Origin of the sequence: Mesorhizobium sp. M1342 (assembly GCF_040317955.1) — a bacterium.
GTDB lineage: Bacteria > Pseudomonadota > Alphaproteobacteria > Rhizobiales > Rhizobiaceae > Mesorhizobium.
This window is the reverse complement of record NZ_JAMYLI010000028.1, coordinates 38,851-64,898: the sequence shown is the minus strand read 5'-3', so window position 1 is coordinate 64,898 and position 26,048 is coordinate 38,851. Positions and strand designations below refer to the sequence as shown.

Sequence of the window (26,048 nt, the reverse complement as noted above, 5' to 3'; positions counted from 1 at the left end):
TTTCACGGGGCTCAATCTAAGTATGTTCGATTAACGATTGATGAGGCCAGGAACGAAAAGACGACCTATACTGGCGGCGGCATAGAAAAAGGGCCACCACGTGGCGGCCCTTTTCCAGAACGCAATCCAAATGCTCGGCGATAAGGCCGATCAGCTGCCGCTCGGCGTGCCGTTCAAGGTGGTTCCGATGTTGGTGAACTTAGCATTGAGCGCATTGCCGAGCGTGCCGGCGCCAGTGATGATGGCGAGCGCGATGAGAGCGGCGATCAGACCATATTCGATAGCGGTCGCGCCGGATTCGTCCTTCACAAAACGTGCGATGAGATTAGACATTCGAGAGCTCCTACTCCACGTGTTACAGCACTTCCGTCAACTTCTGTGATGGTTGATCGGATGCTGCCAATCTAGGGAGAAGCTCTTTCGATCGGCTTAAGAAACAGCCTTACCGATTCCTTTCCCGGTTCGAACATATTGCGTGGTTAACCTGGGGCTAATATACCACTGAGCCTTCTCGCCCCGGGTTTGTGGACTTCCGGACAGCGCCCGGCGGGCGTCCTTGTCTGCCATCGCATCATTGGCGACACCGCATGCTTAACCGTTGGTTCACCAATCTCGTTCATGTTCCGTTGATCAGTCCGCCTGCGTGGAGCGCCTCAATGGCCCAGCCGAGATCGTCAATCCTGATTGCCGCGCTTCTTGCCGTCTCGAGCTTCGTCGCGCCCGCCATGGCCGGCGCCGGCATCGAGGTCACGATGAACCAGGCCAAGATCGTCAAACTGTCGCGTCCCGCCGACACCATCGTGGTCGGCAACCCGGCAATCGCCGACGCTTCGGTGCAGGACGCTTCAACGATCGTGCTCACCGGCAAAGGCTTTGGGGTCACCAATCTGGTTGTGCTCGATACGGACGGCAGCCCCATCGTCGACGAGCAGGTTACCGTGGTGCGGCAAGCCGCCTCGTCCGTGCGCATCTATCGGCGCGCCGAAATCCAGACGATGTCGTGCACACCCTATTGCGAAAGCTCGTACAAGAGCGAAGCGGAGAAGTCTTCGGAAGCGGAGATGAGCGTCAGCCGATAGGTGGCGTTGCCGACTGCCGTTCCGGTTATTGGCTGGTTAAGAGGCCTGCGCCGACTTTAACGATCATCCAAACCGGACCTCAATCGGTTTGCGCTAATGCTCCTTCCGAGACCGCATAGAGATCGGCAGGATTGGACATGAGCACGGAATTCGGCTGCGCAGGCGACCACAGAGCGGGACGCCGAAGGTTTTTCGCCCGCTTCCTTCGTGACCGGCACGGCGCCACGGCAATCGAATTCGCGATCCTTTCAGTCCCCTTCGCGCTGCTTGTCTTTGCCATTCTGGAAAGCTGCATCTCGTTTGCCGGCCAGGAGGTGATGGCCAACGTCACCGACGATGTGGCGCGCAAGCTGCGCACCGGCCAGTTGAGGGCGGCTGACGTTGCCGGAACCAATTTGAGGGACATGATCTGCACGAAACTGCAGATCATCGTTTCCCAGGATTGTCCCAATCAACTGCTGGTGGATCTTCGCCAATATACGTCGTTCGCCGATGCGGCCACGGCTGGCTTCAAGATCCAGAACGGCGATGTCGTACTGACGAAAGGCACCGCAACCCAATCGTTCTCAGTGACAGCGGGTGCGGCGGAGTCGAGGAACATGCTTCGGGTCTTCTACAAGTGGCCTGTTATGACCGATCTGCTGGCGCAGTCGATGGGCGGCAACAAGACCCTGCATTTCGCATCGGTGACCTGGCAGAACGAGCCGTTCGACAACTGAGCGGAATGCACGAGCAGTATAAGAAAAGGGCAAGGGCATGATGCGTGCGGGGGCACATCTTATGATTACGGGAGTTTGGCGGAAAGCAAGTCGATTCTGGTCCGATCGCCGTGGCATCGCGGCGGTTGAATTCGCGTTGATCATGCCAATTCTGCTGATCATGTATTTCCTCACAATGGAAGCGTCGCAAGCCATCGAGACCAGCAAGAAGGTCAGCCGTATCGGCAGCATGGTGGCCGATCTCGTCACCCAGCAGACAAGCGTCCTCAAGGCGGATGTCGACGCCATCATGCAGATCGGCAGCGTCACCCTTCAGCCCTACAACCGCTCGCCCCCTAGCATCACCATCACGGCGATACAGGTTACGCCCGATGCGACGAGGGCACTGGTGGTTTGGTCACGCAAATTGGTCGCCGGCGTCGCCAGCCGTGGCGCCGGCGCCACCACCGAGACAACGATCCCGACGTCGCTCAGAGTCGCCAACACGTTTCTCATTCGCGTCGAAAGCAACCTCGGCTATACGCCAGCCATCGCGTGGAGCGCGAGCAGTCAACAGAAGCTTGGACTGACCTCGGCTTTCAGCAACATAACCATGGGCGAAACCTATTATCTGCGCCCCCGCAGAAGCGTGACGATCCCTTGCAGCGACTGTTGAACAGAACCAGCTAGGCCCTGCGCAGGGCCGCTACTGCTGCGGCTCACGGTCCGAAACGAAGCGCACGATAGCAGCGGCCATCTCGTAGTCTTTTGGCGCCACGCGAGCGAAGCCGCCGGAATGTCCCGATTCCAGGAGGGCGTAGATATCGGGCGTCGTCGACTTGAGGTTGGTGAGGAACACGGCAAGTCGACGCTTGGCTTCCGGGTCGAGATCGCTGCGGACCGCGTGCGGGCCGTATCTCAGCAGACCCGACGTCCACACGACACGAAGCGCCGTCACCGAGAGCCCTGCCGCCTCCAACCTGGCCTGCGTGCCCGACGGTTCTCGCGGGCCGTCGGCAGCGGCCGTCACCCAGCCAAACAGGCCATCAGCCTTGCCGTCGACCAGCATCGTCTCGGCCGCCGCGGCCGAATCGGCACGGGCCAGAAACGGTGCATCTTCCGCGATCTTGCGGCCTTCCGCGGCCAACGCCGCCAATGGCAGGAGAGAACCGCCGACGCTGTCCGAAGGCGCCATGGCGATACGATGGCGGTCCATCGCCGCAAGGTCGGGCAGCTTGCCGTCCCGCGTCAGCAGAACGGAGCGGATGCCGATCGCGCCGTCTGAATCGACCGGAGCGACAAGCGGTTCGATACATAAGCAGCGCTGCGAGGCCGTTGCATAGGCGGTGGCCGAATAGATCGCATATTCGATGCGGGAATCGGCCTGCGCCTCGATCAGCGCGGCATAATTGCGGGCAACGACAAACTCGACCTTCATGCCCAATGCTTTGGTGTAGGCGTCGGTCAACACAGCCAGCCCCGGAACGGCGTTGCCGGCACCTGGCTCGGCAACGATGCCTATGCGAAACGTGCCGATATCATCGCGCCAGTCGGCATGCGCCGGGTTGGACCAGAGCCCGACGAGCGCGCCCGGCCCCAGCAACAGAGCGGCATATGTCTTTAACGCAACCCTCATGACAGAACCGCCGTCTGTTTTCCCGGATCGATGCTCAGATCGTCATTCCCAAACCGCTGCGCACTTTTGGGCGACGCACTGCTTGCTTTGGGCAAGTCGTTGCCCCCAAAACCGCTGCGCACTTTTGGGCGATATGCACTGATTGTCACGCCTGCCCGTTGCCGTTTGGTTTCCGAATTGCCAATGAAGTCGCGGAACCCTATGTCTGGTCGGTCAAACTGGCAACAACTTGATGGCGCGCGCTTTCCTCTTCGTCCTGGATTCCTTCGGCATCGGCGGCGCGGCCGACGCCGACCGCTACGGTGACGCCGGCGCCAACACATTCGCGCACATCGCAGAGGCCTGTGCGGAGGGCCGTGCGGATCGCGAAGGGTCTCGTAGTGGACCGCTGTTTGTCCCTCATATGGCCTCACTCGGGCTTGGCAAGGCTGCCGAAACCGCGACGGGACTGGGATTTGCCAACAGCGGGGCGGATATGCTCCCAACTGCCTTTCACGGCGCCGCACAGGAGGTTTCGAGCGGCAAGGATACGCCATCCGGCCATTGGGAAATCGCCGGCCTGCCGGTGCGCCTCGACTGGGGCTATTTCCCGGATACGGTTCCGGCCTTTCCGGCCGAACTGACCGAGGCGATCATCCGTGAAGGCAAGGTGCCGGGCATTCTCGGCAATTGCCATGCGCCGGGCACCGAGATCATCGAGCGCTTCGGTGAGGAGCACATCCGGACCGGCAAGCCGATCTGCTACACGTCGGTCGACTCGGTCCTGCAAATCGCCGCGCATGAAGTCCATTTCGGCCTCGACCGGCTTTATGAATTCTGCCAGGTGGTGCGCAGGCTGGTTGACCCGCTGAGGATTGGACGGGTGATCGCGCGGCCGTTCGTCGGCGAAACCACCGCCACTTTCGAGCGGACATACAACCGTCATGACTACGCCGTGCCTCCGCCGGAACCGACCCTGCTCGACCGGCTGACGGCGCGTGGCAGCCGTGTCATCGCCGTCGGCAAGATCGGCGACATCTTCGCCCATCGCGGAATTTCGCAAGTGCGCAAGGCGGCAGGCAACATGGCGATGTTCGACGAGGCGCTGGGTGCGATCGATGATGCCGGCGACGGTGACCTCGTCTTCGCCAATTTCGTCGACTTCGACACCGAATTCGGTCACCGCCGCGATGTCGCAGGCTATGCTGCCGCGCTCGAGGCCTTCGACCTGCGGCTGCCGGAAGCATTTGCGAGGCTGCGGCAGGGCGATCTTCTCATCCTGACGGCCGACCACGGCAACGACCCGACCTGGGGCGGGACCGATCACACGCGCGAGCGCATTCCGGTGATCGGCACTGGACCGGGTCTCAAGGGCGGCGACATCGGACTGAGAACGACATTCGCCGACATTGGCGAGACCCTGGCCGAGCATCTCGGGCTGGCGCCCGGACGCTACGGCACTTCTTTCTATACGGCGATCGGCGGTCATGCCTGAATTGCCGGAAGTCGAAACCGTCCGGCGCGGACTTCAGCCGGTTCTGGAAGGCGCCACCATCGCCCGCGTCGAGGCGCGCCGACCGGATCTGCGCTTTCCATTTCCCGAGAAATTCGCGCAGCGGCTGACCGGCAAGACGATCACGGCACTCGGCCGCCGGGCCAAGTATCTGACGATGGACCTGGAAGGCGGGCCCGTGCTGATCTGCCATCTCGGCATGTCGGGCTCATTCCGCGTCGAGACGGCCGATGGCAGCGACATGCCCGGCATCTTCCGGCACGACCGCTCGAAAAGCTCCAATCACGACCACGTCGTCTTCCATGTCGAGTCTCCAACCGGTGCCCGGTCCCGCGTGATCTTCAATGATCCGCGCCGCTTCGGCTTCATGTTGTTTGCGGAGGGACTGCCGGACGTTCACCCGATGCTGGCTGGACTTGGCGTCGAGCCTACGGGCAACACATTGGACGGTGCGCTGCTCGCCTCATTGATGAAGGGGCGGCGATCACCACTGAAGGCAGCGCTTCTCGACCAGAGGCTGATCGCCGGGCTCGGCAACATCTATGTGTCGGAGGCGTTGTGGCGTGCCGGCCTGTCGCCGCTGCGCGAGGCGGGCACGATCGCCAGGCCCGGAAAGAAAGCCCAAGCCCAAAGCGAACACCTCGCGCAAGCCATTCGTTCGGTGATATCGGATGCGATCGCAGCCGGCGGCTCCTCACTGCGGGACTATATGCAGACCGATGGGTCGCTGGGCTATTTCCAGCACGCCTTCGCCGTCTACGACCGCGAAGGCGAGGCCTGCTCCAAGCCCGGCTGCGGCGGCCACATCGAACGGATCGTGCAGAGCGGCCGATCGACCTTTTATTGCCGGACATGTCAGCGGTGAGTTTGAGCAATTCCAGGAAAAGTGTGAAACGGTTTTCCGTCGAGAATTGCGTCGAGACAAGGAGATGGGAGCGGTTCTGCGTTTCCGTGAAACGATGAACCGCTCTAGACGAGCGTGAGCAAGGAGAAGCAGCCATGGCCTATGAGACGATCATCACCGAGACGCACGGCAAGGTTGGGCTGATCACGCTGAACAGGCCGCAGGCGCTCAACGCGCTGAATTCGCAGATTCTGACCGAAGTGGTGGCAGCCGTGAACGGGTTCAGCGCCGATCCAGATATCGGCGCCATGGTCATCACGGGTTCCGAAAAGGCTTTCGCCGCCGGCGCCGATATCAAGGAGATGCAGTCCATCTCCTACGCGGACGCCTACGCTCAAGACTTCTTCGTCGGCTGGGAGGAACTGACGCGGGCGCGAAAGCCTATTATCGCGGCGGTGGCGGGCTATGCACTCGGCGGCGGCTGCGAGCTGGCGATGATGTGCGATTTCATTATCGCCGCCGACACGGCCAAATTCGGCCAGCCCGAGATCAGCCTCGGCGTCATTCCAGGCATGGGCGGGTCACAAAGGCTGACCCGCTTCGTCGGCAAGTCGAAAGCGATGGACATGTGCCTGACCGGGCGGATGATGGATGCCGCCGAGGCCGAGCGTTCTGGTCTGGTGTCGCGGGTCGTGCCTGCCGGCGAGCTTGTCGAGGAGGCGCTGAAGGCCGCAGCCAAGATCGCCGCTTTCTCACTACCATCGGTGATGATGGCGAAGGAGGCTGTCAACCGCGCCTTCGAGACGACGCTTGCCGAGGGATTGCGGTTCGAGCGCCGGCTGTTTCACTCGCTGTTTGCACTGGACGATCAGAAGGAAGGCATGGCGGCCTTTGCCGAGAAGCGGAAGCCGAATTTCACCAACCGCTGACGCCAATCCCTTGGCCGCGAAGAAGATGGCTGTTGGCCGCCAAAAAGAAGACCGGGCAGCGTTGACGCGCCGGAAAAGCTGAACTATAAGCCGCACCAACCGAGGCGGCCCCGTGGCTGCCCGTTTGTTTTTTGCGCCCTGCGGCATTCCGCATGCGCCGACCAGATCAGAAGAGAGGCATCATGGCCAATACATCCTCGGCCAAAAAGGCAACGCGCAAGATCGTCCGCCGCGCAGCGATCAACAAGAACCGCCGCTCGCGCGTCCGCACCTATATCCGCCAGGTCGAAGAGGCGCTTGCCTCCGGCGACAAGGCTGCCGCACAGGCTGCCTTCAAGATCGCGGAGCCGGAATTGATGCGCGCCGCGACCAAGGGCGTGATTCACAAGAACACGGCGTCCCGCAAGGTGTCGCGACTGGCTCAGCGGGTCAAGGTACTGTCGGCCTGACATTACTTGCCTAGACTGACGTTCTTCGAACCCGGCCGTTTGTGCCGGGTTTTTTCGTTTGCCGGCAAGCACTTAAAAAGAATGTCCGGAAACGGCGTCTTAGGCGGATTTCACAATTGGGAATAGTTTGCCGGCATATGCATGCCTGCTGTTGATCGGCATGCTTGAAAAGGGCCAGCTTAATGATTCTTAACTGTCAGAAATAGCTTATAATTTTCAGACACTTACTGATGGTGATCCACAGCTTGTCCACACCGGGCCGACCCGATCGGGGACAAGTCGCTGTCAAGCGAATTATTTCAGAATATTTCTCTCAGCGTCCGGTTTTTCATATTCGCCGGAAAAGGGTTTGAATCACAATGGCTTTGTTAAAATGTGCCGTCACGGCACGCCACTCGAACCCGCCTCCAGTAACCAGATTCCTTAAAAATCCGTTAGACGTGGCCTTGCCCTATCCACAGCGATTTCGGTAGTGTCGATCTATCGAAAGGGACGGGCTCTGGCTCTTAACCCAAGCCTGAATCGGCCAGCTTAAATTGGCGGGATTTGCAACGCGGATCAAGTCCGCGGACGGGTTTGGTTTGTCTTTTTCGATACGGTAGGGGACTGGCGTAACTAGACATGGCAGGTAGACGGCGCGCCGGCGCTCCTTTCGCCGGACGGTGTTGTATTGCCCTGACATACCCAACGCGGACTGGCTTCCATGGGCCGGCACCGGTTCCCGCAGATAATGGGCGACGTTCATCTGCCGGCGGCGGCAGCGGACATCGTAGCAAAGACTTAGGTCGCCGGAACCGGATGCAGGAGGCGCATCCCCGGTGGAAACAGGTACGGAAGAACAAGGAAAAGATCATGCAGAGCGGCATCGAAAGGGAGCTTACGGGCGACCTCCCATTTCCTGGAACTTTGATCGGAGCAAACGACATGGCGGTGTCTAGCGACGCGGAACAGAAATTCGACCGGGTCAAAGCCCAGTTGAAGGCGCGCCTGGGAACCGAAGTCTATTCGAGCTGGTTTGGCCGCATGAAGGTCGCCGAGGCTTCCAAGGGCATCGTCCGCATCTCGGTGCCTACTGCCTTCCTGCGCTCATGGATCAACGGCCACTATCTCGACCTCATCTCCGAGTTGTGGAAGCAGGAGGATCCCGATCTCCTCAAGATCGACATCGTCGTGCGCACGGCAACCCGTCAGGGACGCAGCCAGGCCGAGCCAGAGGTAACGCCAGCACGCAGCAAGGTGACACGGCAGACGCAGACGGCGCTTGCCGCCGGCACAGTCAGCCCCAGCCGGGTGGAGCGCGCACCGGCTCCGCGTCCGGGCACACCGATCGAGAGCGAATTCCGCCACAACGTTTTGGGATCACCGCTCGATCCGCGCTACACGTTCGGCTCCTTCATCGAGGGACCGTCGAACCGGGTGGCCTTCGCCGCCGCCAAGGCAGTGGCGGAATCGCAATCGAGCGCGGTGCGCTTCAATCCGCTTTTCCTTCACGCAACCGTCGGGCTCGGCAAGACACATTTGCTGCAGGCCATCGCCGCGGAATCGCTGAAGCAGAACCCCAAGTCGCGCGTCGTCTATCTCACGGCCGAGTATTTCATGTGGCGCTTTGCCACCGCGATCCGCGACAACAACGCGCTGACGCTCAAGGAACAGCTGCGCGACATCGACCTGCTCATCATCGACGACATGCAGTTTCTGCAGGGCAAGTCGATCCAGCACGAATTCTGCCACCTCATCAACATGCTGCTCGACAGCGCCAAGCAGGTCGTCGTCGCCGCCGACCGGCCGCCATCGGAACTGGAATCGCTCGAACCGCGGGTCCGTTCGCGCCTCAATGGCGGTGTCGCGCTTGAAATGTCGGCGCCCGATTTCGCCATGCGCCTCGGCATGCTCAAATTGCGCCTTGCCACGGCCAGGAGCGACGACGCGTCGCTCGACATTTCGGAGGAGATCCTCAATCACGTCGCCCGCACCGTGACCGGCAGCGGACGCGAGCTGGAAGGCGCCTTCAATCAGCTTTTGTTCCGTCAATCCTTCGAGCCGCAGATCACCATCGACCGGATCGACGAAATCCTCGGCCACATCTATCGCACCGGCGAGCCGAAGCGTGTCCGTATTGAGGACATCCAGCGCATCGTGGCGCGTCACTACAATGTGTCGAAGACCGAATTGCTGTCCAACCGGCGCACGCGCACCATCGTCAAGCCGCGGCAGGTCGCCATGTACCTGTCGAAGGTGATGACGCCGCGCTCGCTGCCTGAGATCGGACGGCGTTTCGGCGGCCGCGATCACACCACGGTGCTGCATGCCGTGCGCAAGATCGAGGACCTTTCCGGCAACGACAACACGCTGGCGCAGGAACTTGAGCTTCTGAGGCGGTTGATCAACGACCAGGCCTGATCCTCCGGGGATGGCAGAGCCGGAACAATACCGGAATTCAATGGCTTGCCAGTGCGGCGCTGGGCCTGGATCGGGCTCGTGGCGCCGCCTGGGAGCGATCTGGATTTCGGTTTTACGACACTGGCTAGCGGACTTCGGGCGCGTTATCCCCAGAAAGCCCGCCTAGCCGGCCTGAACCGGTGGCGCGGGCTTGCGTTTGCTGGTTTTTTCCTGTCAGTTTACGCAGATTCTGAGCCTGTTCAGACCTTTCGCGGGACGCCGCCCACTGGTGACCCGTCATTCATTCAAGCGAGCCTGTTTCGTCATGCGTGTTATCCTGGAACGGTCAAATCTCCTGAAGTCGCTCAACCACGTCCATCGTGTGGTCGAGCGGCGAAACACCATACCGATCCTGTCCAACGTGCTGCTCAGCGCCGAAGGCGCCAGCCTTGAAATGAAGGCGACCGATCTCGACCTCGAGGTGACCGAAGCGACGCCCGCCAAGGTGGAGCGCGGCGGGGCGACGACAGTCCCGGCACATCTGCTCTACGACATCGTGCGCAAGCTTGCCGATGGCGCCGAGGTGATGCTGAAGACGGACGAGGACGGCAACGCCATGACGGTGACGTCTGGCCGCTCGAGCTTCCGCCTTCAGTGTCTGCCGCAATCCGACTTCCCGGAGCTCTCGGCCGGATCCTTCTCGCATATCTTCCGTCTCGACTCGGTTGCCCTGAAAGGCCTGATCGAGAAGACCCAATTCGCCATCTCCACCGAGGAGACGCGCTATTACCTGAACGGCATCTACCTGCACACGCATGAGGTCGGCGGCAAGCTGAAGCTGCGCTCGGTGGCGACCGACGGCCACCGCCTGGCGCGCGCCGAGATCGATGCGCCAGCGGGTTCCGAAGGCATGCCGGGCATCATCATTCCGCGCAAGACGGTGAGCGAGCTGCAGAAGCTCGTCGACGATCCGGATGTCGCGGTCACCACCGAACTGTCGGACACCAAAATCCGCTTCACCATCGGCAGCGTGGTTTTGACCTCGAAGCTGATCGACGGCACCTTCCCCGACTATCAGCGGGTCATTCCGACCGGCAACGACAAGAAGCTCATCATCGACCGCCAGAGTTTTGCCGCCGCCGTCGATCGCGTCTCGACCATCTCTTCCGAACGCGGCCGCGCGGTGAAGCTGTCGATCAGCGAGGGTCAGGTGACGCTTGCGGTCAACAATCCCGATTCAGGCAGCGCCACCGAAGAGCTGTCCGCCGACTATTCATCCGATCCGATCGAGATCGGCTTCAACGCCAAGTACCTGCTCGACGTTGCCGCGCAACTGACCGGCACGGAAGCCAAGTTCATGCTGGCCGACGCCGGTTCGCCGACGCTGATCCACGACATGGCCGACGAGACCGCACTCTATGTGCTGATGCCGATGCGGGTGTAGCGGCACGGTGTCAGCACTTCGGTCCTGTTGTGGACCGGCGGCAAGCGCGATATTTACGGCAACTCCTAGAGCAATTCCAGGAAAAGTGTGAAGCGGTTTTCCGTACGGAGTTGCGTCAAAACAAAGAGATAGAGCGGTCCTGCGTTTCCGTGAAACGATGGAGCGCTCTATAGGCGGATAGCGGTTGCCGGGACAGAACCATATAAGTAAGCTAACACTTACTAATTTCCGCAACTATGCGGCGCTGACGATCGATCTGGCGCCAGGTGCCGTGGTTTTTTCCGGCGACAACGGCGCCGGCAAGACCAATCTCCTCGAAGCGATCTCCTTTTTGACACCGGGGCGTGGCTTGCGCCGCGCCCCTTACGCGGATGTCGCACGCGAGGGCGGCGACGGCGGCTTTGCATTGCATGCCCGGCTCGACGGACCTGACGGCCAAGTCGAGATCGGAACAGGCATTTCCGGCGGCGACACCGCCGGCGAAGGCGGCAGGCGGGTGCGCATCAACGGAGCTCCGGCGCGTTCGGCCGAGGACATGCTGGAATGGCTGCGCGTGGTGTGGCTGACGCCGGCCATGGACGCGTTGTTCACCGGGCCGGCCGCGGATCGCCGGCGCTTTCTCGACCGGCTGGTGCTGGCGATCGATCCCGGCCACGGGCAACGTGCGATCGATTACGAGAAGGCGATGCGTGGCCGTAACCGCTTGCTTACTGAAGGCTCTCGAGACGACCGCTGGTTCGACGCAATCGAGACGCAGATGGCCGAAACCGGTGTGGCGATCGCCGCCGCGCGAGCCGAGATGGTGCGCCTTCTGACCGCCATGATCGACAGGCTGCCCGACACGGGGCCATTTCCGCAGGCCGATATTGGCCTTTCGGGAGACCTGGAAGCCGAAATTGCGACCGCGCCGGCAGTCGATGTCGAGGAGCGCTTCCGCCGAACCCTTGTCGAGGGTCGTGACCGCGATCGCGCTGCCGGGCGCACGCTCGAGGGCCCGCATCGTTCGGACCTGATGGTTCGGCACCGCCCCAAGGCGATGCCGGCCGAGCTTTGCTCGACAGGCGAGCAAAAGGCGCTGCTGGTCGGCATCGTGCTGTCGCATGCAAGGCTGACCGGCGAAATGTCGGGCATGACGCCGATCCTGCTGCTCGACGAGATCGCCGCGCATCTCGACAGCCGGCGCCGCACGGCGCTGTTTTCCATCCTGGAGGAACTGAACTGCCAGGCGTTCATGACAGGAACCGATGCTGCGCTGTTTTCCAGTCTCCAGGGACGCGCGCAATTCCTGACTGTCGACCATGGGACGGTTGGGCCAACCGAAGACCACTGACAAGGTTTTTCAGTCCCTGTATGATCAGGCAATGACCACTGCCGCCCTGACCGCAGACGAGATCGAACGCTATGCCCGCCACATCGTGCTGCCGGAGATCGGCGGAGCCGGCCAGCAAAGGCTGAAACAGGCCCGGGTGCTGGTCATCGGCGCTGGCGGGCTGGGCGCGCCGGTGCTTGAATATCTCGCCGCCGCCGGCGTCGGCACACTAGGCGTGGTCGATGACGACACCGTTTCGCTGTCCAATCTGCAGCGCCAGGTCATTCACGGTACCGACACTGTCGGCCTGCTGAAAACCGATAGCGCCAAGGCGGCAATCGTTCGCATCAATCCCAACACAATTGTTGAAGCGCACGCAATCCGGCTGACCACGGACAATGCGCCCGCCCTCGTCGCCCGCTATGACATCGTCGTCGACGGTTCCGACAATTTCGAAACGCGCTATGCCGTGGCCGATGCCTGCGCGAGCGAAGGCAAGCCGCTGGTGCATGCCGCCGTCGGACGCTTCGATGGTTCGGTAACGGTGCTGAAGCCATTCGAAGACGGCAAGGACGGCAAACCCAATCCAGGCTATCGCGATCTGTTTCCCGAGGCGCCGCCGCCGGGCCTGGTGCCGTCCTGCGCCGAAGCCGGCGTGCTTGGCGCGCTGACCGGCGTCGTCGGCACGCTGCAGGCCATGGAGGCGATCAAGCTGATCACCGGCGTCGGCGAACCGCTGGTCGGCCGGCTGCTGCTCTATGACGGGCTGGCGGCGCGCTTCGACACCATCCGCTACAAGAGAAGCTGAATTCTTGGACCGGATCGAAGCTGCCTCCATCACGCGGATCCCGACCGATTTCGACCGCTGGGACGATGTGCTCGCATTGATCATGCGCGCTTTCGCCTCGATGGACGGCGTCATCGACCCGCCCTCCTCGGCCCACCTTTTGACCACCGACACTCTGCGGGACAAGGCGCGGTGGGAGACCGGCTTCGTGGCGCTCAAGGGCGATCGGATCGTCGGCTGCGTCTTTGCCCTTGAAAAGGTGACAGAGTTCTATGTCGGCAAGCTCGCGGTCGCGCCGGACTGCCAGGGACAAGGCATTGGCCGGCGGCTGATGCAGGCGGTCGAAGACCTTGCCCGCAGCCGCGGCAAGGCGGCAATCGAGCTTCAGACGCGGATCGAGCTGACCGGGAATCATGCGGCCTTTGCTCGCCTCGGCTTTCGCGAAACTGAACGGACGGCGCACGAGGGCTATGCCAGGCCGACCTCGATCACCATGCGCAAAGCTATCCCGTAAGGTTTATCTTACGGTTTGTGGGCCGCGACAGCGTCAGGTCCTGAGCGGCAGCACGCGGTCTGGTGGGCGGTGGCCGTCAACGAAGGCGCGGATATTGATGATGACCTTTTCACCCATGTCGATGCGGCCCTCGAGCGTCGCCGAGCCCATATGCGGCAAAAGCACGACCTTGTTCTTGGCGGCGAGCTTCAGCAGCTTGCTGTTCAAGGCCGGCTCATGCTCGTAGACATCGAGCCCGGCGCCGGCGATCTTGCCGTCCTGGATCAGCTTGACCAGCGCTTCCTCGTCGATGATGTCGCCACGTGCGGTGTTGACGACATAGGCAGTCGGCTGCAGCAGCGCCAGCCGCCGCGCCGAAAGCAGATGGAAGGTTGCCGGCGTCGAGGGACAGTTGACCGAGATGATATCCATGCGGGCCAGCATCTGGTCGAGGCTTTCCCAATAGGTCGCCTCCAACCCGTCTTCCACGGCCGGCAGCACGCGGTGGCGATTGTGATAATGGATCGACAGTCCGAAGGCCTTGGCCCGCCTGGCGACGGCGGTGCCGATGCGGCCCATGCCGACAATGCCGAGCCGCTTGCCCCAGATGCGCCGGCCCAGCATCCAGGTCGGCGACCAGCCGGCCCATTTCTTGTCACCGGTGAGCACATTGGCGCCTTCCGCCAGCCGCCGCGGCACCGCCAGCATCAGCGCCATGGTCATGTCGGCGGTGTCCTCGGTCAGGACATTCGGCGTGTTGGTGACGGTGATGCCCCTCTTGGCCGCGGCCGCGACATCGATCTTGTCGACGCCATTGCCAAAATTCGCGATCAGTTTGAGGTTGTCGCCGGCCTGGGCGATCAGTGCGGCGTCGATCTGGTCGGTTACCGTCGGCACCAGCACGTCGGCCTCCTTGACCGCCGCGACCAGTTCCGGCTGCGTCATCGGCCGGTCCTCGACATTCAGCCTTGCGTCGAACAACTCGCGCATGCGGGTCTCGACGGGGTCGGGCAGCTTTCGCGTGATGACGACGAGAGGCTTCTTTTTGCCTGCCATTGTTTCCCTCTCGAGTACTTGCCGCAATTCCGAACGCAAAACCGCTTCACACTTTTGCTGGAATTGCTTCTAACCCGATCTCGTTGAGACCTCTTTAACCAAGACCGGCGAAACTGAAAGCCGGTCGCGGTGCCGATTACTCCCTGTAACAAGCGGTGCCGCCGAAGACAAAGAAAAAGGGGCGCCGAGGCCGATGGGCAAGCGCCGAAAGGAATGAAAGTGTCTGGTTTCGCGTCGCTTCGCCTGACCCTCAGCGCAGCATTTCTCGGCGCTCTGCTTTATTCTCCGCTTGCGGGCGCGCAGAGTGCCGCAGCACCTGCCCAGGGCGTCGTCACGCTTGGTCCGAGCGGCCTGCCGCTGCCGCGCTTCGTCAGCCTGAAATCCGGCCGCGTCAACTCGCGCGTCGGTCCCGGGGCCAACTACTCGGTCGACTGGATGTATATGAAGGCCGGCCTGCCGATGGAGATCATCCAGGAATTCGACACATGGCGCCGCGTGCGCGATGCCGATGGTTCGGAAGGCTGGATCAACCAGTCGCTGCTTTCCGGCCGACGCACGGCAATCGTCGCACCATGGCAGCGCGGCAAGGGCGCCCAGATCGACCTTCTCAACAGTCCCGACAAGGACGCAAGAGTGGTCGCGATGATTGAACCTGGCGTCATGGGTACGATCAAATCCTGCGACGGCCAGTGGTGCGAAATGACGTTCGACGGCCACACCGGCTGGCTTGCCCAGTCGGTTGTCTGGGGCGCCTATCCCGGCGAACGGGTCAAGGACTGACAACTTCATCGCGAGGCTCGGAAGAACTCGGGATCAGAAATAGGCCGGCAATCACGGATACGGCAACAAGGTGCTTGCGCCTCCGCTTCATCAAACTCAATTGCAGCATTGTCATTCACGCCGCCGATCGCTCGCGTCCGTTGCGAATGCGGCAGCGATTGCGCCTCTCAGCGGGTTGCTCAACCGTGTCAGGAGCGTAATCCGGCTGGCTGGCAAATCCGGCAATCCATGCGACCGGTTCAGTATCACGCAATCGGCCGGTACCTGGCTCTGCCCGATCGCCGCCACTCCCAAGCCCGCGCTGGCGGCCGATTGCAACGCAGTCACCGAACCGCCGGTGAAGGCGAGGCGCCAGGCGGTATTGCTGCCATCGAGCGCGCGTTCCGCTGCCAGTCGGACGGTGCAGGATCCGGGCAATGCCAACAGCGGCAACGCGGCAGACGACCGCCAGACGTCAGGCGACCTTGCACACCAGACAAGCTGGTCTCGGTAGAGCGGGATGCCCTGGCGCCGGCTGATATCCATGCGCACGACGGCAAAATCGGCCTTGCCTGCGTCGTAGCGGGCCTGCATCTCGGCTGAGAGACCCACCGACACTTCCAGCAGCAATTCCGGAAAGACTTGGCTCAGACGCCCAAACGCCGACTCCAGAAGCGCACCGGCGGCGTGATCGCCGATGGCCGCCCGGAGCGTGGTGGTTTGCGTGCCAGCATCGAATGTAGCCACGGCCCGGTCATGAGCCTCGAGGACCTGCCGCGCCGAAGCAAGGAACCGCGCGCCTTCGGGCGTCAGCGAAACCGCGCGCGGCGTCCGCGCCAGGAGACGCCGCTCCATCGCTTGCTCGAGCTTGCGGACCCGCAGGCTGATCGCCGACTGGGTGGTCCCGAGAAGATCGGCCGCGGTGGTGAAGCTCTCGCAGTCGGCAACAAGCACGAAGCTGCGAAGCTGTTCGATGGCAAGATGCTTCATTTCGTACTCATATCATAGAGACAGCTACTATGACATTTCCAAATGCTCCTCGTCGAGTCATATGGATTCCGACGAAGCACGGCGGTTGCCGGCTGACCCGGAAGGAGAATGATTAGATGTCTCGCCTATCGCCAATAAACGAAGATTCCGACACGGAAGCCGGCAAGCTTCTGGCGGAAACGCGACGCCAGCTCGGACGCGTCCCGAACCTCTATCGCGTCCTGGCCAACTCTCCGGTCGCCCTCAAAGGTTATCTGCAATTTCGCGAGTCGCTGCAGAGCGGCCGTCTCAGTTCGAAATTGCGCGAGCAGATCGCCCTGATAACTGCTGAGGTGAACCGCTGCGAATACTGCGTTTCGGCCCACGCATTTCGCGGATCCAAGATCGGCATCTCCGATACGGAATTGGAGCTAAATCGCAGGGGCGATTCAAGCGATGCCAGAGTGGCGGCCACGCTGGCGTTGGCTGCGGATGTGGCGCGTAGCCGCGGAGCCGTCACCGACCAGGCATTCGGCGCCGCCAGGGCCGCGGGGCTCGACGACGAGGAACTGGCAGAGGTGATCGCGCATGTCGCACTCAACTTCTATTCCAACATCCTCAATCACTTCGCCCAGCCAGAACTCGACTTTCCACGGACAGTGCTTCTCAATGACTGACCTCGTGACCCTCGATCCGAGTTCGATGGCGACCATTCCGCGTCACCAGATCGTCGTTTCCTCCAGCTATGGTTTCGATGAGACACTGCAACGGCTTCGCGACGCCATCGCTGCTGCCGAGCTATGGATCATCCATGAGATCGATCCGCAGGCCCTGCTCAGGAAAGGCGGGATCTCCACCATTCGGCTCCGTCAACTGCTTTGGTTCCACCCGCGATACATGGCGCGCCTGTTGCTGACCGATCCTGGCGCCGTGCCCGAAGCGCCGTTCAAGTTCGTGGTCAGCGAACAAGCAGCCGGCGTGACGGTCTGCGCCTTGAACCCGATTTTGGTGTTCTCGCCATATCCCCGGCTTTTTGGTCTCGCCCATGAACTGTTCGACGCGACGGAGCGAATGCTCGAGACGGTTTCCACGATGCCGGTGTCGGGAGGCGATATCTAGCGGAGCCATGAGCGGTCCGGCCGCCTGCATCAGGCGTGGTCATCTAGTCCCGATGCGGCCGAGATGGTGTCCGGAAAGCCGGTCGACAGCTTCAGGCCATAGCCCAGCGCACGGTCGATGGCGATGTGGGCGATCCAGATCAGCAACCGCCATCGCATTGCCCCACATGTGCCCGGCGAGCAGCAACAGCGCGGGCACGGTCAGGGGGCCTCGCCGGTCATTCGCGGCGTTTGGGGCGCAGCCTCACCACGATGTCGACATTGGCGATCTCCATCCCTTCCGGAGGCTCCGGCAGGTTGGCAACCGTCACCGGACCGCTGTCGATGTCGAATATGCGGTTTTCGCCTTCGATGTAGAAATGGTGGTGGTCGGAGGTATTGGTGTCGAAATAGGTTTTCGCGCCCTCGACGGCGAGGATGCGCAAAAGTCCCGCCTGGGTAAACTGGTGAAGGGCATTGTAGACGGTGGCCAGCGACACCGGCACGCCGGCGGCAACCGCCTCCTCGTGCAGTTCCTCGGCCGACAGATGCCGGTCGCCCTTGGCGAAAAGCAGATCGGCCAGCGCAATGCGCTGACGCGTCGGCCTCAGGCCGGCTTCACGGACCCGCTTGTCCACAGCGACATTTTCCTTCCGGCCGTCCAGGTCCATCTTCTCGTCGAACCCCACAGTTCCGCCCCAAGACACGCCCAGAATGGCAAAAAAATGAACGTCTGCCGAAACCGGACCTCTCAGGACATATATTCTGTCGTCCGAATGCGATCAATAGCGCGCATTGACCCAGGCAGACGAGCAGGCTAAGCGCAAACGCCGGTTTCCGGCCTGAAACAGATTGTGTTAGGAAACCAACGACAAGGGCACCCGATAGCCCGGAACGATATGGGATGAGATTGATGGCGGGTAAATCCAGCTACGAGTACGACGAATTGCTGGCCTGCGCCCGCGGCGAACTGTTCGGACCGGGCAACGCCCAGCTTCCTTATCCGCCGATGCTGATGTTCGACCGCATCACCGAGATCAGCGAGACGGGCGGCGCCTTCGAGAAGGGTTTCATCCGCGCGGAGTTCGACATCAAGCCGGACCTGTGGTTCTTTGCCTGCCATTTCATCGGCAATCCGATCATGCCGGGGTGCCTCGGCCTCGACGCCATGTGGCAATTGACGGGCTTCTATCTTGGCTGGCTGGGCGAACCCGGCAAGGGGATGGCGCTGTCGACCGGTGAAGTGAAATTCAAGGGCATGGTCACGCCCTCGGTGAAGAAGGTCGAATATGGCATCGACTTCAAGCGCGTGATGCGGGGCCGGCTGGTGCTCGGCATCGCCGATGGCTGGCTGAAGGCGGATGGCGAACCCATATACGCGGCAACGGATTTGAAAGTCGGTCTGTCCAAGCAGTCGGCGGTTGGCTGACCGGCATCCCTGGCCAGCTCTCTGGCCAGCATCCCTGGAAGGAGTTGCGAATGAGACGTGTCGTAGTCACAGGCATCGGCGTTGTGTCGTCGATCGGCAACAATGCCAACGAGGTGCAGACCTCTCTGCATGACGCCAAATCCGGCATCAGCTTCTCCGATTCCTTCGCCGAACACGGCTTCCGTTGCCAGGTCTGGGGAGCGCCGACGCTCGATCCATCGGCCATGATCGACCGCCGTGCGATGCGCTTCCTGAGCCAGGGGGCTGCCTGGAACCATGTCGCCATGGATCAGGCGATCGCGGATGCGGGCCTCGGCGAGAGCGACATCACCAATGAGCGCACCGGCATCGTCATGGGATCGGGCGGACCATCCACCCGCACCATCGTCGAAGCTGCCGAAACGACGCTGAAGAATGGCAGTCCCAAGCGCATCGGTCCGTTCGCGGTGCCGAAGGCAATGTCATCAACCGCATCGGCAACGCTTGCCACCTGGTTCAAGATCCACGGCGTCAACTACTCGATCTCGTCGGCCTGTTCGACCTCGGCGCACTGCATCGGCAATGGCTACGAATTGATCCAGTGGGGCAAGCAGGACATCATCTTTGCCGGCGGCCACGAGGATCTCGACTGGACGATGTCGGACCTGTTCGACGCCATGGGCGCGATGTCGTCGAAATTCAACGACAAGGCATCGACCGCTTCCCGCGCCTATGACGCCAATCGCGACGGCTTCGTCATCGCTGGCGGCGCCGGGGTGCTGGTGCTGGAAGAGCTTGAGCATGCCAAGGCGCGCGGCGCCAAGATCTATGCCGAGATCGTCGGCTATGGCGCGACGTCGGATGGCTACGACATGGTTGCTCCTTCAGGCGAGGGCGCGGTCCGCTGCATGCGCCAGGCGCTGGCCACGGTTTCCACACCGGTCGACTACATCAACACCCATGGCACCTCGACGCCGGTGGGAGATTCCAAGGAAATGGGAGCGATCCGCGAGGTGTTCGGCCCAGAGATGCCGTATATCACCTCGACGAAGTCGCTGACCGGCCATTCGCTGGGCGCGGCCGGCGTGCAGGAATCCATCTATTCGATCCTGATGATGCAGGGCGGCTTCATCGGCGAAAGCGCCCATATCGAGACCCTCGACCCCGAATTCGAGGGCATGCCGATCGTGCGAAAGCGCATCGACGACGCCAGGATCGATACTGTCTTGTCCAATTCGTTCGGCTTCGGCGGCACCAACGCCACGCTCGTTTTCCAGCGCTATTCCGCATAAGGATTTGCCGGCCATGGACGGATTGATGAAGGGCAAGCGCGGGCTTGTCATGGGTGTCGCCAACGATCATTCGATCGCTTGGGGAATTGCCCGGAAATTGTCCGAACATGGGGCGGAACTCGCCTTCACCTATCAGGGCGATGCCTTCGGACGCCGGGTCAAGCCGCTGGCCGACAAGCTCGGCGCCTCGCTGGTGGTGCCGTGCGACGTCGAGGACAGCGCTTCGGTCGCCGCCACATTCGAGACCCTGGGCAAGGAATGGGGCGGGCTGGATTTCATCGTCCACGCCATCGGCTTTTCCGACAAAAACGAGTTGAAAGGCCTCTACGCCGACACCAGCCGGGACAATTTCGTCCGTACCATGGTGATCTCTTGCTACTCCTTCACCGAGGTCGCCCGCCATGCAGCCACCTTGATGCAGGACGGCGGATCGATGATCACGCTGACCTATGCGGGCTCCGTCCGCGTCATGCCGAACTACAATGTCATGGGCGTCGCCAAGGCAGGGCTGGAGGCGAGTGTCCGCTACCTCGCCAACGATTACGGTCCGCGTGGCATCAGGGTGAACGGCATATCGGCTGGACCCGTGCGCACGCTCGCCGGCGCCGGTATTTCCGATGCGCGCCATATGTTCTCCTACCAGCAGCGAAACTCGCCGCTGCGCCGCACGGTGACCATCGACGAGGTCGGCGGCTCGGCACTTTATCTGTTGTCGGATCTGTCTTCCGGGGTTACCGGCGAGATCCACTATGTCGATTCCGGCTATCACATCGTTTCCATGCCGACACTCGACGAATTGAAGCAGACCGACGGCGGACGAGACTAACGCCTGTCGCCCAAAGGTGCGCGGCGGTTTTGGAATGGCGACATTTGAAGACACGAAGCTTAAAGCGCGCCAACTGAATCCGTTTCAGCGCCAGGCGTATTGATCCGCTCAAGAAATACTTTCGGTCCAATAAAATTGGATTCATTCGCGGAAACTCATTTTAAGGAGATATCCGCTAGAAAGCCCCGTACTCAGGGGAACTTTCAATGCTCGCCGTCAGCAACCCGAAGCGAACACCGGTGTTCCGACTGCTCACCATAGCGAGTTCGGGTCTCGGCAGTTTCGTCCTCGGGCTCTGGGGCTTGAAGCTCGGTCTCGGCGATGGTTTTGCCGGCATCTCCGCGGATATGATGGTCTCGGTGATGGCCGCTCTTTGCGCACTGGCGGCCTCGGTCGCCGCGATGTCCTTTTTCGCCGGCGTCGATGAATCGGCGGATTTCGTCTTCACGGAAACCCATTTCGACAAGCTGACCGGCCTGGTGGCACGCCCGGCGATGGTCGGCAAGATTGCCGAGGCGGCATGCGCGACCAGCCGGACCGGCGAGCCGATGTTCCTCATCGATATCGACATTGACCGCTTCAAGCAGATCAATGACGCCATCGGCTACAGCCAGGGCGACGAGTTGATCCGCGCCTTCACCAAGCGCTTAAAGACGTGCGTGCCGCCGCGCGCTCTGATCGGACGCATCGGCGCCGGTGAATTCGCGATCCTGCTGCCCGACAATCAGGTGTCCGGATCGCTGGAAAGCACCGTCGAGAGGCTCATCGACGAGATGATGGAGCCCTATGATCTCGGTACGCACCTGCAATCGGTCAGCCTGTCGGTCGGCATCGTGGCGATGCCAAAGGACGGCGTCGATCCGGTCCTCATCCTGCGCCGCTCCAATCTGGCGCTGCAGAACGCGCGCGCCAGCGGCGTCGGCAACTGGTCGGTCTTCCATGCCGAAATGGGCAGGGTCGCCGACCATCGCCAATGGATCGAATCCGAACTGCATATAGCCTTCGAGCGTGGTGACTTCGACCTTCATTACCAGCCGCAGCTCGATCTCCCGACCGGCCGCATCGTCGGGTATGAAGCGCTTATCCGCTGGCGGCATCCGGAACGCGGCATGATCCCGCCGATGGAGTTCATTCCGATCGCCGAGGAAACCGGCATGATCGGCCCGATCGGCGAATGGGTGCTGCGCAAAGCCTGCAGCGACGCACAGCATCTGCCCGATGATTGCTTCGTCGCCGTCAACATCTCGCCCGTCCAGTTCATGACCAAGGACTTCGTCGGCATCGTGCGCGACACTATGACGAGCACCGGCATCAAGCCGTCGCGGCTGGAGCTGGAAGTGACCGAGACGGCGATGATGCAGGACCGCGACCGCGCCGCCGCCATCCTGAAGGAGCTTGCGGATATGGGCATCTCGGTCGCCGTCGACGATTTCGGTACCGGCTATTCCAATTTGAGCTACCTGATCGATTTCTCATTCGGCAAGCTGAAGATCGACCGGTCCTTCGTCAGCCGCCTCGACACCGATTCCAGCTCCGGCGCTGTCGTCTCGACCATCGTCGGGCTTTCGCGCGCGCTCGGCGTCAGCATCATTGCCGAAGGCGTCGAGACCGAAAGCCAGGCGACGCTGCTCAGGGCGGCCGGCTGCGAGGTGGTGCAAGGCTATCTTTACGGCAGGCCCGCCCCCCTCAAGATCAGGGTCGGCGACGTGCATGTCACCGATGAGGTCCGGCGCGTCGCCAATCTGCATTGAGTGCGACGCGATGCCTGCTTCTGTCTGAGCATGATCTTTTCCGAAAACCGGTATCCACTTTTCGGGATCATGCTTCAACGACGAGCGGAAAGCACCTTGAACATGCCGTCGCGGGCGAGTTCGGCATGGCTCGAAAAGGCAGCCGCCAGGATCGGCTCATAGGGAAGCTGACGGTTGGCGACCATGAGCAGCCGCCCACCCGGCTTCAAGGCCTTGGCCGCCGCGCGGATCATGCCGGCGCCGATCTCCGGCTCGGCCGCCCGGCTGCGATGAAAGGGCGGGTTCATCGCAATCGCGTCGTAGCGCTTCTCGACTGGTTCCTTCAACAGATCGATCCAGAAGAAATTCCTGGCGATCGACTGGCCGACTCCTGCCAGATTGAGCTTTGCGGCTTCGAGCGAGGCGAAATCGGCCTCATAGAGGTCGAGCGCCTGAACGCCGGGGGAGCAGGCGGCGATCTCGGCAGCCAGATACCCCCAGCCGGCGCAGAAATCGGCAACGCTGCCCCGCAGATCATTGGGCAGGTTCTCGACCAGCAATTTGGAGCCGGTATCGATCCGGTCGAAGGAAAACATGCCGGGCGCGGTGCGGAACCGGTTTTCAACCAGCAGAGCGGGATTGGCGGCGCGCAGTTCTTCCGCGACGGCGAGATCCGCGGGACGGCGTAACCAGAAGGCGATGCCGTGATATTTCGGCAGATGGCCCTCAAGGGGGACAAGTTCGTCAACGCGCTTGCGCAGGCTGGCAATGCCGTCATCCTTGCCGCCGGCAATGACGACCAAGGCGCCAGGCGCCACGCGCTCAAGCGCATCGGCGATGCGCACCTCGTTCAGGCCGCGATGCCGGCCGGCCAGCACAAGTGCCATATCGAAGCCGCCGCCTTCCGGTTGCGCGGTGACGCCGGAGGCCTGCAACGCACGAAAATCCGGCCGGAAGCCTTGCACGAGGTGAAGCGTCGCCTCGAAGCCTTCAGGCAGGCGAAATCCTGGCTCAGCGCCGAGAAACAGCACGCGCTCGCCCTTTACCGGCAAAGCAACAGCCTCGGCCTCAAAGGGATGGAAAAGCGTCTTCAACGGCTCGGCGGACATTGTTCGATCTCGACCTGTCTAGACGATCTGAAAGTGAAAACGGAGCTAAAATGAAAACGGGCGCGACATAAGCCGCGCCCGTTTCGATTCATGGTCTCAGACCAATCAGGCGGCGTTTTCTTCGCCTTCGGTCTTCTTGTCGCGGGCGAGTTCCTTGCCGGTGGCCTGGTCGACGACCTTCATCGACAGGCGGACCTTGCCGCGCTCGTCGAAGCCCATCAGCTTGACCCAGACCTTATCGCCTTCCTTGACCACGTCCGAGGTCTTGGCGACCCGGTCGTTGGCAAGCTGCGAGATGTGGACGAGGCCATCACGCGGACCGAAGAAGTTGACGAAAGCGCCGAAGTCCGCGGTCTTGACGACCGTACCTTCGTAAATCTCGCCGACTTCCGGCTCGGCGACGATGGTGTGGATCCACTTCTTCGCCGCCTCGATCTCCTTGGCGTTGGACGAAGCGATCTTGACCGTGCCGTCGTCCTCGATGTTGATCTTGGCGCCGGTCTTTTCGACGATCTCGCGGATGACCTTGCCGCCCGAGCCGATCACGTCACGGATCTTGTCGGTCGGGATGTGCATCACTTCGATGCGCGGTGCGAACTCACCCAGTTCCGAACGCGCGCCGGTCAGAGCATGCGCCATCTCGCCGAGGATGTGCTGGCGGCCATCCTTGGCCTGGTCCAGCGCGATCTTCATGATCTCCTCGGTGATGCCTTCGATCTTGATATCCATCTGCAGCGAGGTGATGCCGCTGGCGGTGCCGGCGACCTTGAAGTCCATATCGCCGAGGTGATCTTCGTCACCGAGGATGTCGGAGAGAACGGCGAAACGCTCGCCTTCCTTGATCAGGCCCATGGCGATACCGGCGACGGGCTTGGCCAGCGGCACGCCGGCATCCATCAGCGCCAGCGAGGTGCCGCAGACAGTGGCCATCGACGACGAACCGTTGGACTCGGTGATCTCCGAGACGACGCGCAGCGTGTAGGGGAACTGGTCAGCGCTCGGCAGCATCGGGCGAATGGCGCGCCAGGCGAGCTTGCCATGGCCGATTTCGCGACGACCCGGCGAACCCATGCGGCCGGTCTCACCGACGGAATAGGGGGGGAAGTTGTAGTGAAGGAGGAACTTCTCCTTGTACATGCCGGTCAGCGAATCGACATACTGCTCGTCCTCGCCGGTGCCGAGCGTGGCAACGACCAGCGCCTGGGTCTCGCCGCGGGTGAACAGCGCCGAACCGTGGGTGCGCGGCAGAACGCCGACTTCGGAGACGATCTTGCGAACCGTGCTCAGGTCGCGGCCATCGATGCGCGAACCGGTATCGAGGATGTTCCAGCGAACCACCTTGGCCTGGAGTTCCTTGAACACGCTGCCGATCTGCTCGGAAGTGTATTTGGCGTCTTCACCTTCGGCCGGGGCAAACGCTGCCTTGACCTTCGCCTTGACGGCGTCGACGGCGGCGTAACGCTTCTGCTTGTCGACGTTCTTGTAGGCATTGCTGAGTTCGTCGCCGACGATCTTCAGCATCTCGGCTTCAAGCGCGGAATAGTCCGGCGCGGTGAAGTCGCGCGGCTCCTTGGCGGCAACTTCGGCCAGCTTGATGATGGCGTCGATAACCGGCTGGAAGCCCTTGTGGCCGAACATGACCGCGCCGAGCATCAGCTCTTCGCCGAGTTCCTTGGCTTCGGACTCGACCATCAGCACGGCATCTGTGGTGCCGGCGACGATCAGATCGAGCTTCGATTCCTGCATCTCGTCGACATGCGGGTTGAGCACATATTCGCCGTTGATATAGCCGACGCGAGCGCCGCCGATCGGGCCCATGAAGGGAACGCCGGAGAGCGTCAGGGCGGCCGAAGTGGCAACGATCGACAGGATGTCCGGATCGTTCTCGAGATCGTGCTGGACGACGGTGACGACGATCTGGGTGTCGTTCTTGTAGCCGGAGGCGAAGAGCGGGCGGATCGGGCGGTCGATGAGGCGGGAAACCAGCGTTTCCTTCTCGCTCGGACGGCCTTCACGCTTGAAATAGCCACCCGGGATCTTGCCGGCGGCGTAGGTCTTTTCCTGGTAGTTGACGGTCAGCGGGAAGAAATCGAGGCCGGGCTTCGGCTCCTTCATCGAAACGACGGTGGCGAGAACCTTGGTCTCGCCGTAGGTGGCGAGCACCGCGCCGTCAGCCTGGCGTGCGATCTTGCCGGTTTCGAGGATGAGCGGACGGCCGCCCCATTCGATTTCCACTTTGTGGTGATTGAACATGTCTTGTCCT

27 protein-coding genes are annotated in these 26,048 nt (G+C 61.8%); 19 read left to right on the top strand and 8 right to left on the bottom strand.

Annotated elements, in window-relative coordinates; all coding sequences use genetic code 11:
* Positions 1-150: 150 nt before the first annotated feature.
* Positions 151-333 carry a Flp family type IVb pilin gene (locus tag NKH06_RS25560; RefSeq protein WP_023811379.1) on the bottom strand — a complete coding sequence of 61 codons (183 nt, stop codon included), beginning with the start codon at positions 331-333 and terminating at the stop codon, positions 151-153.
* 323 nt (positions 334-656) lie between these two features.
* On the opposite strand from NKH06_RS25560, the gene NKH06_RS25555 reads away from it, so the two are divergent.
* The 3 genes from NKH06_RS25555 (at position 657) to NKH06_RS25545 (ending at position 2,453) form a co-directional block, all read left to right on the top strand.
* Positions 657-1,079: a pilus assembly protein N-terminal domain-containing protein gene (locus tag NKH06_RS25555; RefSeq protein ID WP_013533687.1), complete on the top strand. Its 423-nt coding sequence runs from the start codon at positions 657-659 to the stop codon at positions 1,077-1,079.
* 137 nt (positions 1,080-1,216) lie between these two features.
* Positions 1,217-1,798 carry a TadE/TadG family type IV pilus assembly protein gene (locus NKH06_RS25550; protein ID WP_023811380.1) on the top strand — a complete coding sequence of 194 codons (582 nt, stop codon included), beginning with the start codon at positions 1,217-1,219 and terminating at the stop codon, positions 1,796-1,798.
* 37 nt (positions 1,799-1,835) lie between these two features.
* Positions 1,836-2,453: a TadE/TadG family type IV pilus assembly protein gene (locus NKH06_RS25545; RefSeq protein WP_023811381.1), complete on the top strand. Its 618-nt coding sequence runs from the start codon at positions 1,836-1,838 to the stop codon at positions 2,451-2,453.
* A 30-nt stretch (positions 2,454-2,483) separates the two neighbouring features.
* Here the strand turns inward: NKH06_RS25545 and NKH06_RS25540 are convergent, their stop codons facing one another.
* The gene (locus NKH06_RS25540) at positions 2,484-3,413 is read right to left on the bottom strand and encodes a phosphate/phosphite/phosphonate ABC transporter substrate-binding protein (protein WP_023811382.1); all 930 of its coding nucleotides are present in this window, start codon (positions 3,411-3,413) and stop codon (positions 2,484-2,486) included.
* A 232-nt stretch (positions 3,414-3,645) separates the two neighbouring features.
* On the opposite strand from NKH06_RS25540, the gene NKH06_RS25535 reads away from it, so the two are divergent.
* From NKH06_RS25535 to NKH06_RS25495, 9 genes are all read left to right on the top strand, one after another.
* Positions 3,646-4,887, top strand: coding sequence for a phosphopentomutase (locus NKH06_RS25535; RefSeq protein ID WP_023811383.1), 1,242 nt, complete (start codon positions 3,646-3,648; stop codon positions 4,885-4,887).
* Entirely contained in the window at positions 4,880-5,770 is an 891-nt protein-coding gene (mutM, locus tag NKH06_RS25530) for a bifunctional DNA-formamidopyrimidine glycosylase/DNA-(apurinic or apyrimidinic site) lyase (protein ID WP_023811384.1), read from the top strand. Before NKH06_RS25535 ends, mutM begins: the two co-directional genes overlap by 8 nt.
* A gap of 134 nt (positions 5,771-5,904) precedes the next feature.
* Positions 5,905-6,678: an enoyl-CoA hydratase gene (locus tag NKH06_RS25525; RefSeq protein ID WP_352439648.1), complete on the top strand. Its 774-nt coding sequence runs from the start codon at positions 5,905-5,907 to the stop codon at positions 6,676-6,678.
* 182 nt (positions 6,679-6,860) lie between these two features.
* Positions 6,861-7,127: a 30S ribosomal protein S20 gene (gene rpsT, locus NKH06_RS25520; RefSeq protein ID WP_013533694.1), complete on the top strand. Its 267-nt coding sequence runs from the start codon at positions 6,861-6,863 to the stop codon at positions 7,125-7,127.
* A gap of 924 nt (positions 7,128-8,051) precedes the next feature.
* Complete coding sequence (gene dnaA, locus NKH06_RS25515; RefSeq protein ID WP_023811386.1) at positions 8,052-9,527, top strand: chromosomal replication initiator protein DnaA; 1,476 nt, start codon at positions 8,052-8,054, stop codon at positions 9,525-9,527.
* 304 nt (positions 9,528-9,831) lie between these two features.
* Entirely contained in the window at positions 9,832-10,950 is a 1,119-nt protein-coding gene (gene dnaN / locus NKH06_RS25510) for a DNA polymerase III subunit beta (protein WP_023811387.1), read from the top strand.
* 184 nt (positions 10,951-11,134) lie between these two features.
* Positions 11,135-12,280, top strand: coding sequence for a DNA replication/repair protein RecF (gene recF / locus NKH06_RS25505; protein WP_023811388.1), 1,146 nt, complete (start codon positions 11,135-11,137; stop codon positions 12,278-12,280).
* 31 nt (positions 12,281-12,311) lie between these two features.
* Positions 12,312-13,067 carry a molybdopterin-synthase adenylyltransferase MoeB gene (locus NKH06_RS25500; protein ID WP_023811389.1) on the top strand — a complete coding sequence of 252 codons (756 nt, stop codon included), beginning with the start codon at positions 12,312-12,314 and terminating at the stop codon, positions 13,065-13,067.
* Between the two features lie 4 nt (positions 13,068-13,071).
* Complete coding sequence (locus NKH06_RS25495; RefSeq protein WP_023811390.1) at positions 13,072-13,560, top strand: GNAT family N-acetyltransferase; 489 nt, start codon at positions 13,072-13,074, stop codon at positions 13,558-13,560.
* A gap of 33 nt (positions 13,561-13,593) precedes the next feature.
* Here NKH06_RS25495 and NKH06_RS25490 read toward each other — a convergent pair whose 3' ends face one another.
* Positions 13,594-14,595: a 2-hydroxyacid dehydrogenase gene (locus NKH06_RS25490; RefSeq protein WP_023811391.1), complete on the bottom strand. Its 1,002-nt coding sequence runs from the start codon at positions 14,593-14,595 to the stop codon at positions 13,594-13,596.
* Between the two features lie 219 nt (positions 14,596-14,814).
* Between NKH06_RS25490 and NKH06_RS25485 the strand changes: the two genes are divergently transcribed.
* On the top strand, positions 14,815-15,375 hold the full coding sequence (locus NKH06_RS25485; protein ID WP_023811392.1) for an SH3 domain-containing protein: 561 nt from the start codon (positions 14,815-14,817) through the stop codon (positions 15,373-15,375).
* A 111-nt stretch (positions 15,376-15,486) separates the two neighbouring features.
* On the opposite strand, the gene NKH06_RS25480 is transcribed toward NKH06_RS25485, so the two are convergent.
* Entirely contained in the window at positions 15,487-16,344 is an 858-nt protein-coding gene (locus tag NKH06_RS25480) for a LysR family transcriptional regulator (RefSeq protein ID WP_023811393.1), read from the bottom strand.
* Positions 16,345-16,460: 116 nt separating this feature from the next.
* Here NKH06_RS25480 and NKH06_RS25475 point away from each other — a divergent pair, with 116 nt between their 5' ends.
* Both NKH06_RS25475 and NKH06_RS25470 read left to right on the top strand, forming a co-directional pair.
* Positions 16,461-17,000, top strand: a complete 540-nt coding sequence (locus tag NKH06_RS25475; protein ID WP_023811394.1) for a carboxymuconolactone decarboxylase family protein — start codon at positions 16,461-16,463, stop codon at positions 16,998-17,000.
* A gap of 4 nt (positions 17,001-17,004) precedes the next feature.
* Positions 17,005-17,442, top strand: a complete 438-nt coding sequence (locus tag NKH06_RS25470) for a DUF302 domain-containing protein (protein WP_352439651.1) — start codon at positions 17,005-17,007, stop codon at positions 17,440-17,442.
* A 29-nt stretch (positions 17,443-17,471) separates the two neighbouring features.
* On the opposite strand, the gene NKH06_RS25465 is transcribed toward NKH06_RS25470, so the two are convergent.
* A complete protein-coding gene (locus NKH06_RS25465; protein WP_245486205.1) occupies positions 17,472-17,600 on the bottom strand; it encodes a DUF4260 family protein in 129 nt (42 codons plus the stop codon).
* Positions 17,601-17,659: 59 nt separating this feature from the next.
* Positions 17,660-18,091 carry an iron response transcriptional regulator IrrA gene (gene irrA / locus NKH06_RS25460; protein WP_024503471.1) on the bottom strand — a complete coding sequence of 144 codons (432 nt, stop codon included), beginning with the start codon at positions 18,089-18,091 and terminating at the stop codon, positions 17,660-17,662.
* A gap of 242 nt (positions 18,092-18,333) precedes the next feature.
* On the opposite strand from irrA, the gene fabA reads away from it, so the two are divergent.
* The 4 genes from fabA to NKH06_RS25440 all read left to right on the top strand — a co-directional run bounded on the left by fabA (position 18,334) and on the right by NKH06_RS25440 (position 22,697).
* Positions 18,334-18,849 carry a 3-hydroxyacyl-[acyl-carrier-protein] dehydratase FabA gene (fabA, locus tag NKH06_RS25455; protein WP_013527885.1) on the top strand — a complete coding sequence of 172 codons (516 nt, stop codon included), beginning with the start codon at positions 18,334-18,336 and terminating at the stop codon, positions 18,847-18,849.
* Positions 18,850-18,899: 50 nt separating this feature from the next.
* Positions 18,900-20,120, top strand: a complete 1,221-nt coding sequence (fabB, locus tag NKH06_RS25450; protein ID WP_023811398.1) for a beta-ketoacyl-ACP synthase I — start codon at positions 18,900-18,902, stop codon at positions 20,118-20,120.
* Positions 20,121-20,133: 13 nt separating this feature from the next.
* On the top strand, positions 20,134-20,946 hold the full coding sequence (gene fabI / locus NKH06_RS25445) for an enoyl-ACP reductase FabI (protein ID WP_023811399.1): 813 nt from the start codon (positions 20,134-20,136) through the stop codon (positions 20,944-20,946).
* A gap of 206 nt (positions 20,947-21,152) precedes the next feature.
* Positions 21,153-22,697, top strand: coding sequence for a putative bifunctional diguanylate cyclase/phosphodiesterase (locus tag NKH06_RS25440; RefSeq protein ID WP_023811400.1), 1,545 nt, complete (start codon positions 21,153-21,155; stop codon positions 22,695-22,697).
* A 74-nt stretch (positions 22,698-22,771) separates the two neighbouring features.
* On the opposite strand, the gene NKH06_RS25435 is transcribed toward NKH06_RS25440, so the two are convergent.
* Both NKH06_RS25435 and pnp read right to left on the bottom strand, forming a co-directional pair.
* The gene (locus tag NKH06_RS25435) at positions 22,772-23,785 is read right to left on the bottom strand and encodes a class I SAM-dependent methyltransferase (RefSeq protein WP_352864056.1); all 1,014 of its coding nucleotides are present in this window, start codon (positions 23,783-23,785) and stop codon (positions 22,772-22,774) included.
* Between the two features lie 105 nt (positions 23,786-23,890).
* Positions 23,891-26,038, bottom strand: coding sequence for a polyribonucleotide nucleotidyltransferase (gene pnp, locus NKH06_RS25430; RefSeq protein WP_023811402.1), 2,148 nt, complete (start codon positions 26,036-26,038; stop codon positions 23,891-23,893).
* Between the last annotated feature and the right edge of the window lie 10 nt (positions 26,039-26,048).

What these genes read in the sequence shown, in the direction of transcription:
- NKH06_RS25435 (WP_352864056.1), bottom strand. Translation starts at nt 23,785, where the DNA reads ATGTCCGCCGAGCCGTTGAAGACGCTTTTCCATCCCTTTGAGGCCGAG.
- mutM (WP_023811384.1), top strand. Translation starts at nt 4,880, where the DNA reads ATGCCTGAATTGCCGGAAGTCGAAACCGTCCGGCGCGGACTTCAGCCG.
- NKH06_RS25440 (WP_023811400.1), top strand. Translation starts at nt 21,153, where the DNA reads ATGCTCGCCGTCAGCAACCCGAAGCGAACACCGGTGTTCCGACTGCTC.
- NKH06_RS25480 (WP_023811393.1), bottom strand. Translation starts at nt 16,344, where the DNA reads ATGAAGCATCTTGCCATCGAACAGCTTCGCAGCTTCGTGCTTGTTGCC.
- NKH06_RS25465 (WP_245486205.1), bottom strand. Translation starts at nt 17,600, where the DNA reads ATGCGATGGCGGTTGCTGATCTGGATCGCCCACATCGCCATCGACCGT.
- pnp (WP_023811402.1), bottom strand. Translation starts at nt 26,038, where the DNA reads ATGTTCAATCACCACAAAGTGGAAATCGAATGGGGCGGCCGTCCGCTC.
- rpsT (WP_013533694.1), top strand. Translation starts at nt 6,861, where the DNA reads ATGGCCAATACATCCTCGGCCAAAAAGGCAACGCGCAAGATCGTCCGC.
- NKH06_RS25490 (WP_023811391.1), bottom strand. Translation starts at nt 14,595, where the DNA reads ATGGCAGGCAAAAAGAAGCCTCTCGTCGTCATCACGCGAAAGCTGCCC.
- NKH06_RS25500 (WP_023811389.1), top strand. Translation starts at nt 12,312, where the DNA reads ATGACCACTGCCGCCCTGACCGCAGACGAGATCGAACGCTATGCCCGC.
- NKH06_RS25555 (WP_013533687.1), top strand. Translation starts at nt 657, where the DNA reads ATGGCCCAGCCGAGATCGTCAATCCTGATTGCCGCGCTTCTTGCCGTC.
- irrA (WP_024503471.1), bottom strand. Translation starts at nt 18,091, where the DNA reads ATGGACCTGGACGGCCGGAAGGAAAATGTCGCTGTGGACAAGCGGGTC.
- NKH06_RS25475 (WP_023811394.1), top strand. Translation starts at nt 16,461, where the DNA reads ATGTCTCGCCTATCGCCAATAAACGAAGATTCCGACACGGAAGCCGGC.
- dnaA (WP_023811386.1), top strand. Translation starts at nt 8,052, where the DNA reads ATGGCGGTGTCTAGCGACGCGGAACAGAAATTCGACCGGGTCAAAGCC.
- NKH06_RS25560 (WP_023811379.1), bottom strand. Translation starts at nt 333, where the DNA reads ATGTCTAATCTCATCGCACGTTTTGTGAAGGACGAATCCGGCGCGACC.
- NKH06_RS25545 (WP_023811381.1), top strand. Translation starts at nt 1,836, where the DNA reads ATGATGCGTGCGGGGGCACATCTTATGATTACGGGAGTTTGGCGGAAA.
- NKH06_RS25535 (WP_023811383.1), top strand. Translation starts at nt 3,646, where the DNA reads ATGGCGCGCGCTTTCCTCTTCGTCCTGGATTCCTTCGGCATCGGCGGC.
- NKH06_RS25525 (WP_352439648.1), top strand. Translation starts at nt 5,905, where the DNA reads ATGGCCTATGAGACGATCATCACCGAGACGCACGGCAAGGTTGGGCTG.
- NKH06_RS25540 (WP_023811382.1), bottom strand. Translation starts at nt 3,413, where the DNA reads ATGAGGGTTGCGTTAAAGACATATGCCGCTCTGTTGCTGGGGCCGGGC.
- fabB (WP_023811398.1), top strand. Translation starts at nt 18,900, where the DNA reads ATGAGACGTGTCGTAGTCACAGGCATCGGCGTTGTGTCGTCGATCGGC.
- NKH06_RS25550 (WP_023811380.1), top strand. Translation starts at nt 1,217, where the DNA reads ATGAGCACGGAATTCGGCTGCGCAGGCGACCACAGAGCGGGACGCCGA.
- fabI (WP_023811399.1), top strand. Translation starts at nt 20,134, where the DNA reads ATGGACGGATTGATGAAGGGCAAGCGCGGGCTTGTCATGGGTGTCGCC.
- fabA (WP_013527885.1), top strand. Translation starts at nt 18,334, where the DNA reads ATGGCGGGTAAATCCAGCTACGAGTACGACGAATTGCTGGCCTGCGCC.
- dnaN (WP_023811387.1), top strand. Translation starts at nt 9,832, where the DNA reads ATGCGTGTTATCCTGGAACGGTCAAATCTCCTGAAGTCGCTCAACCAC.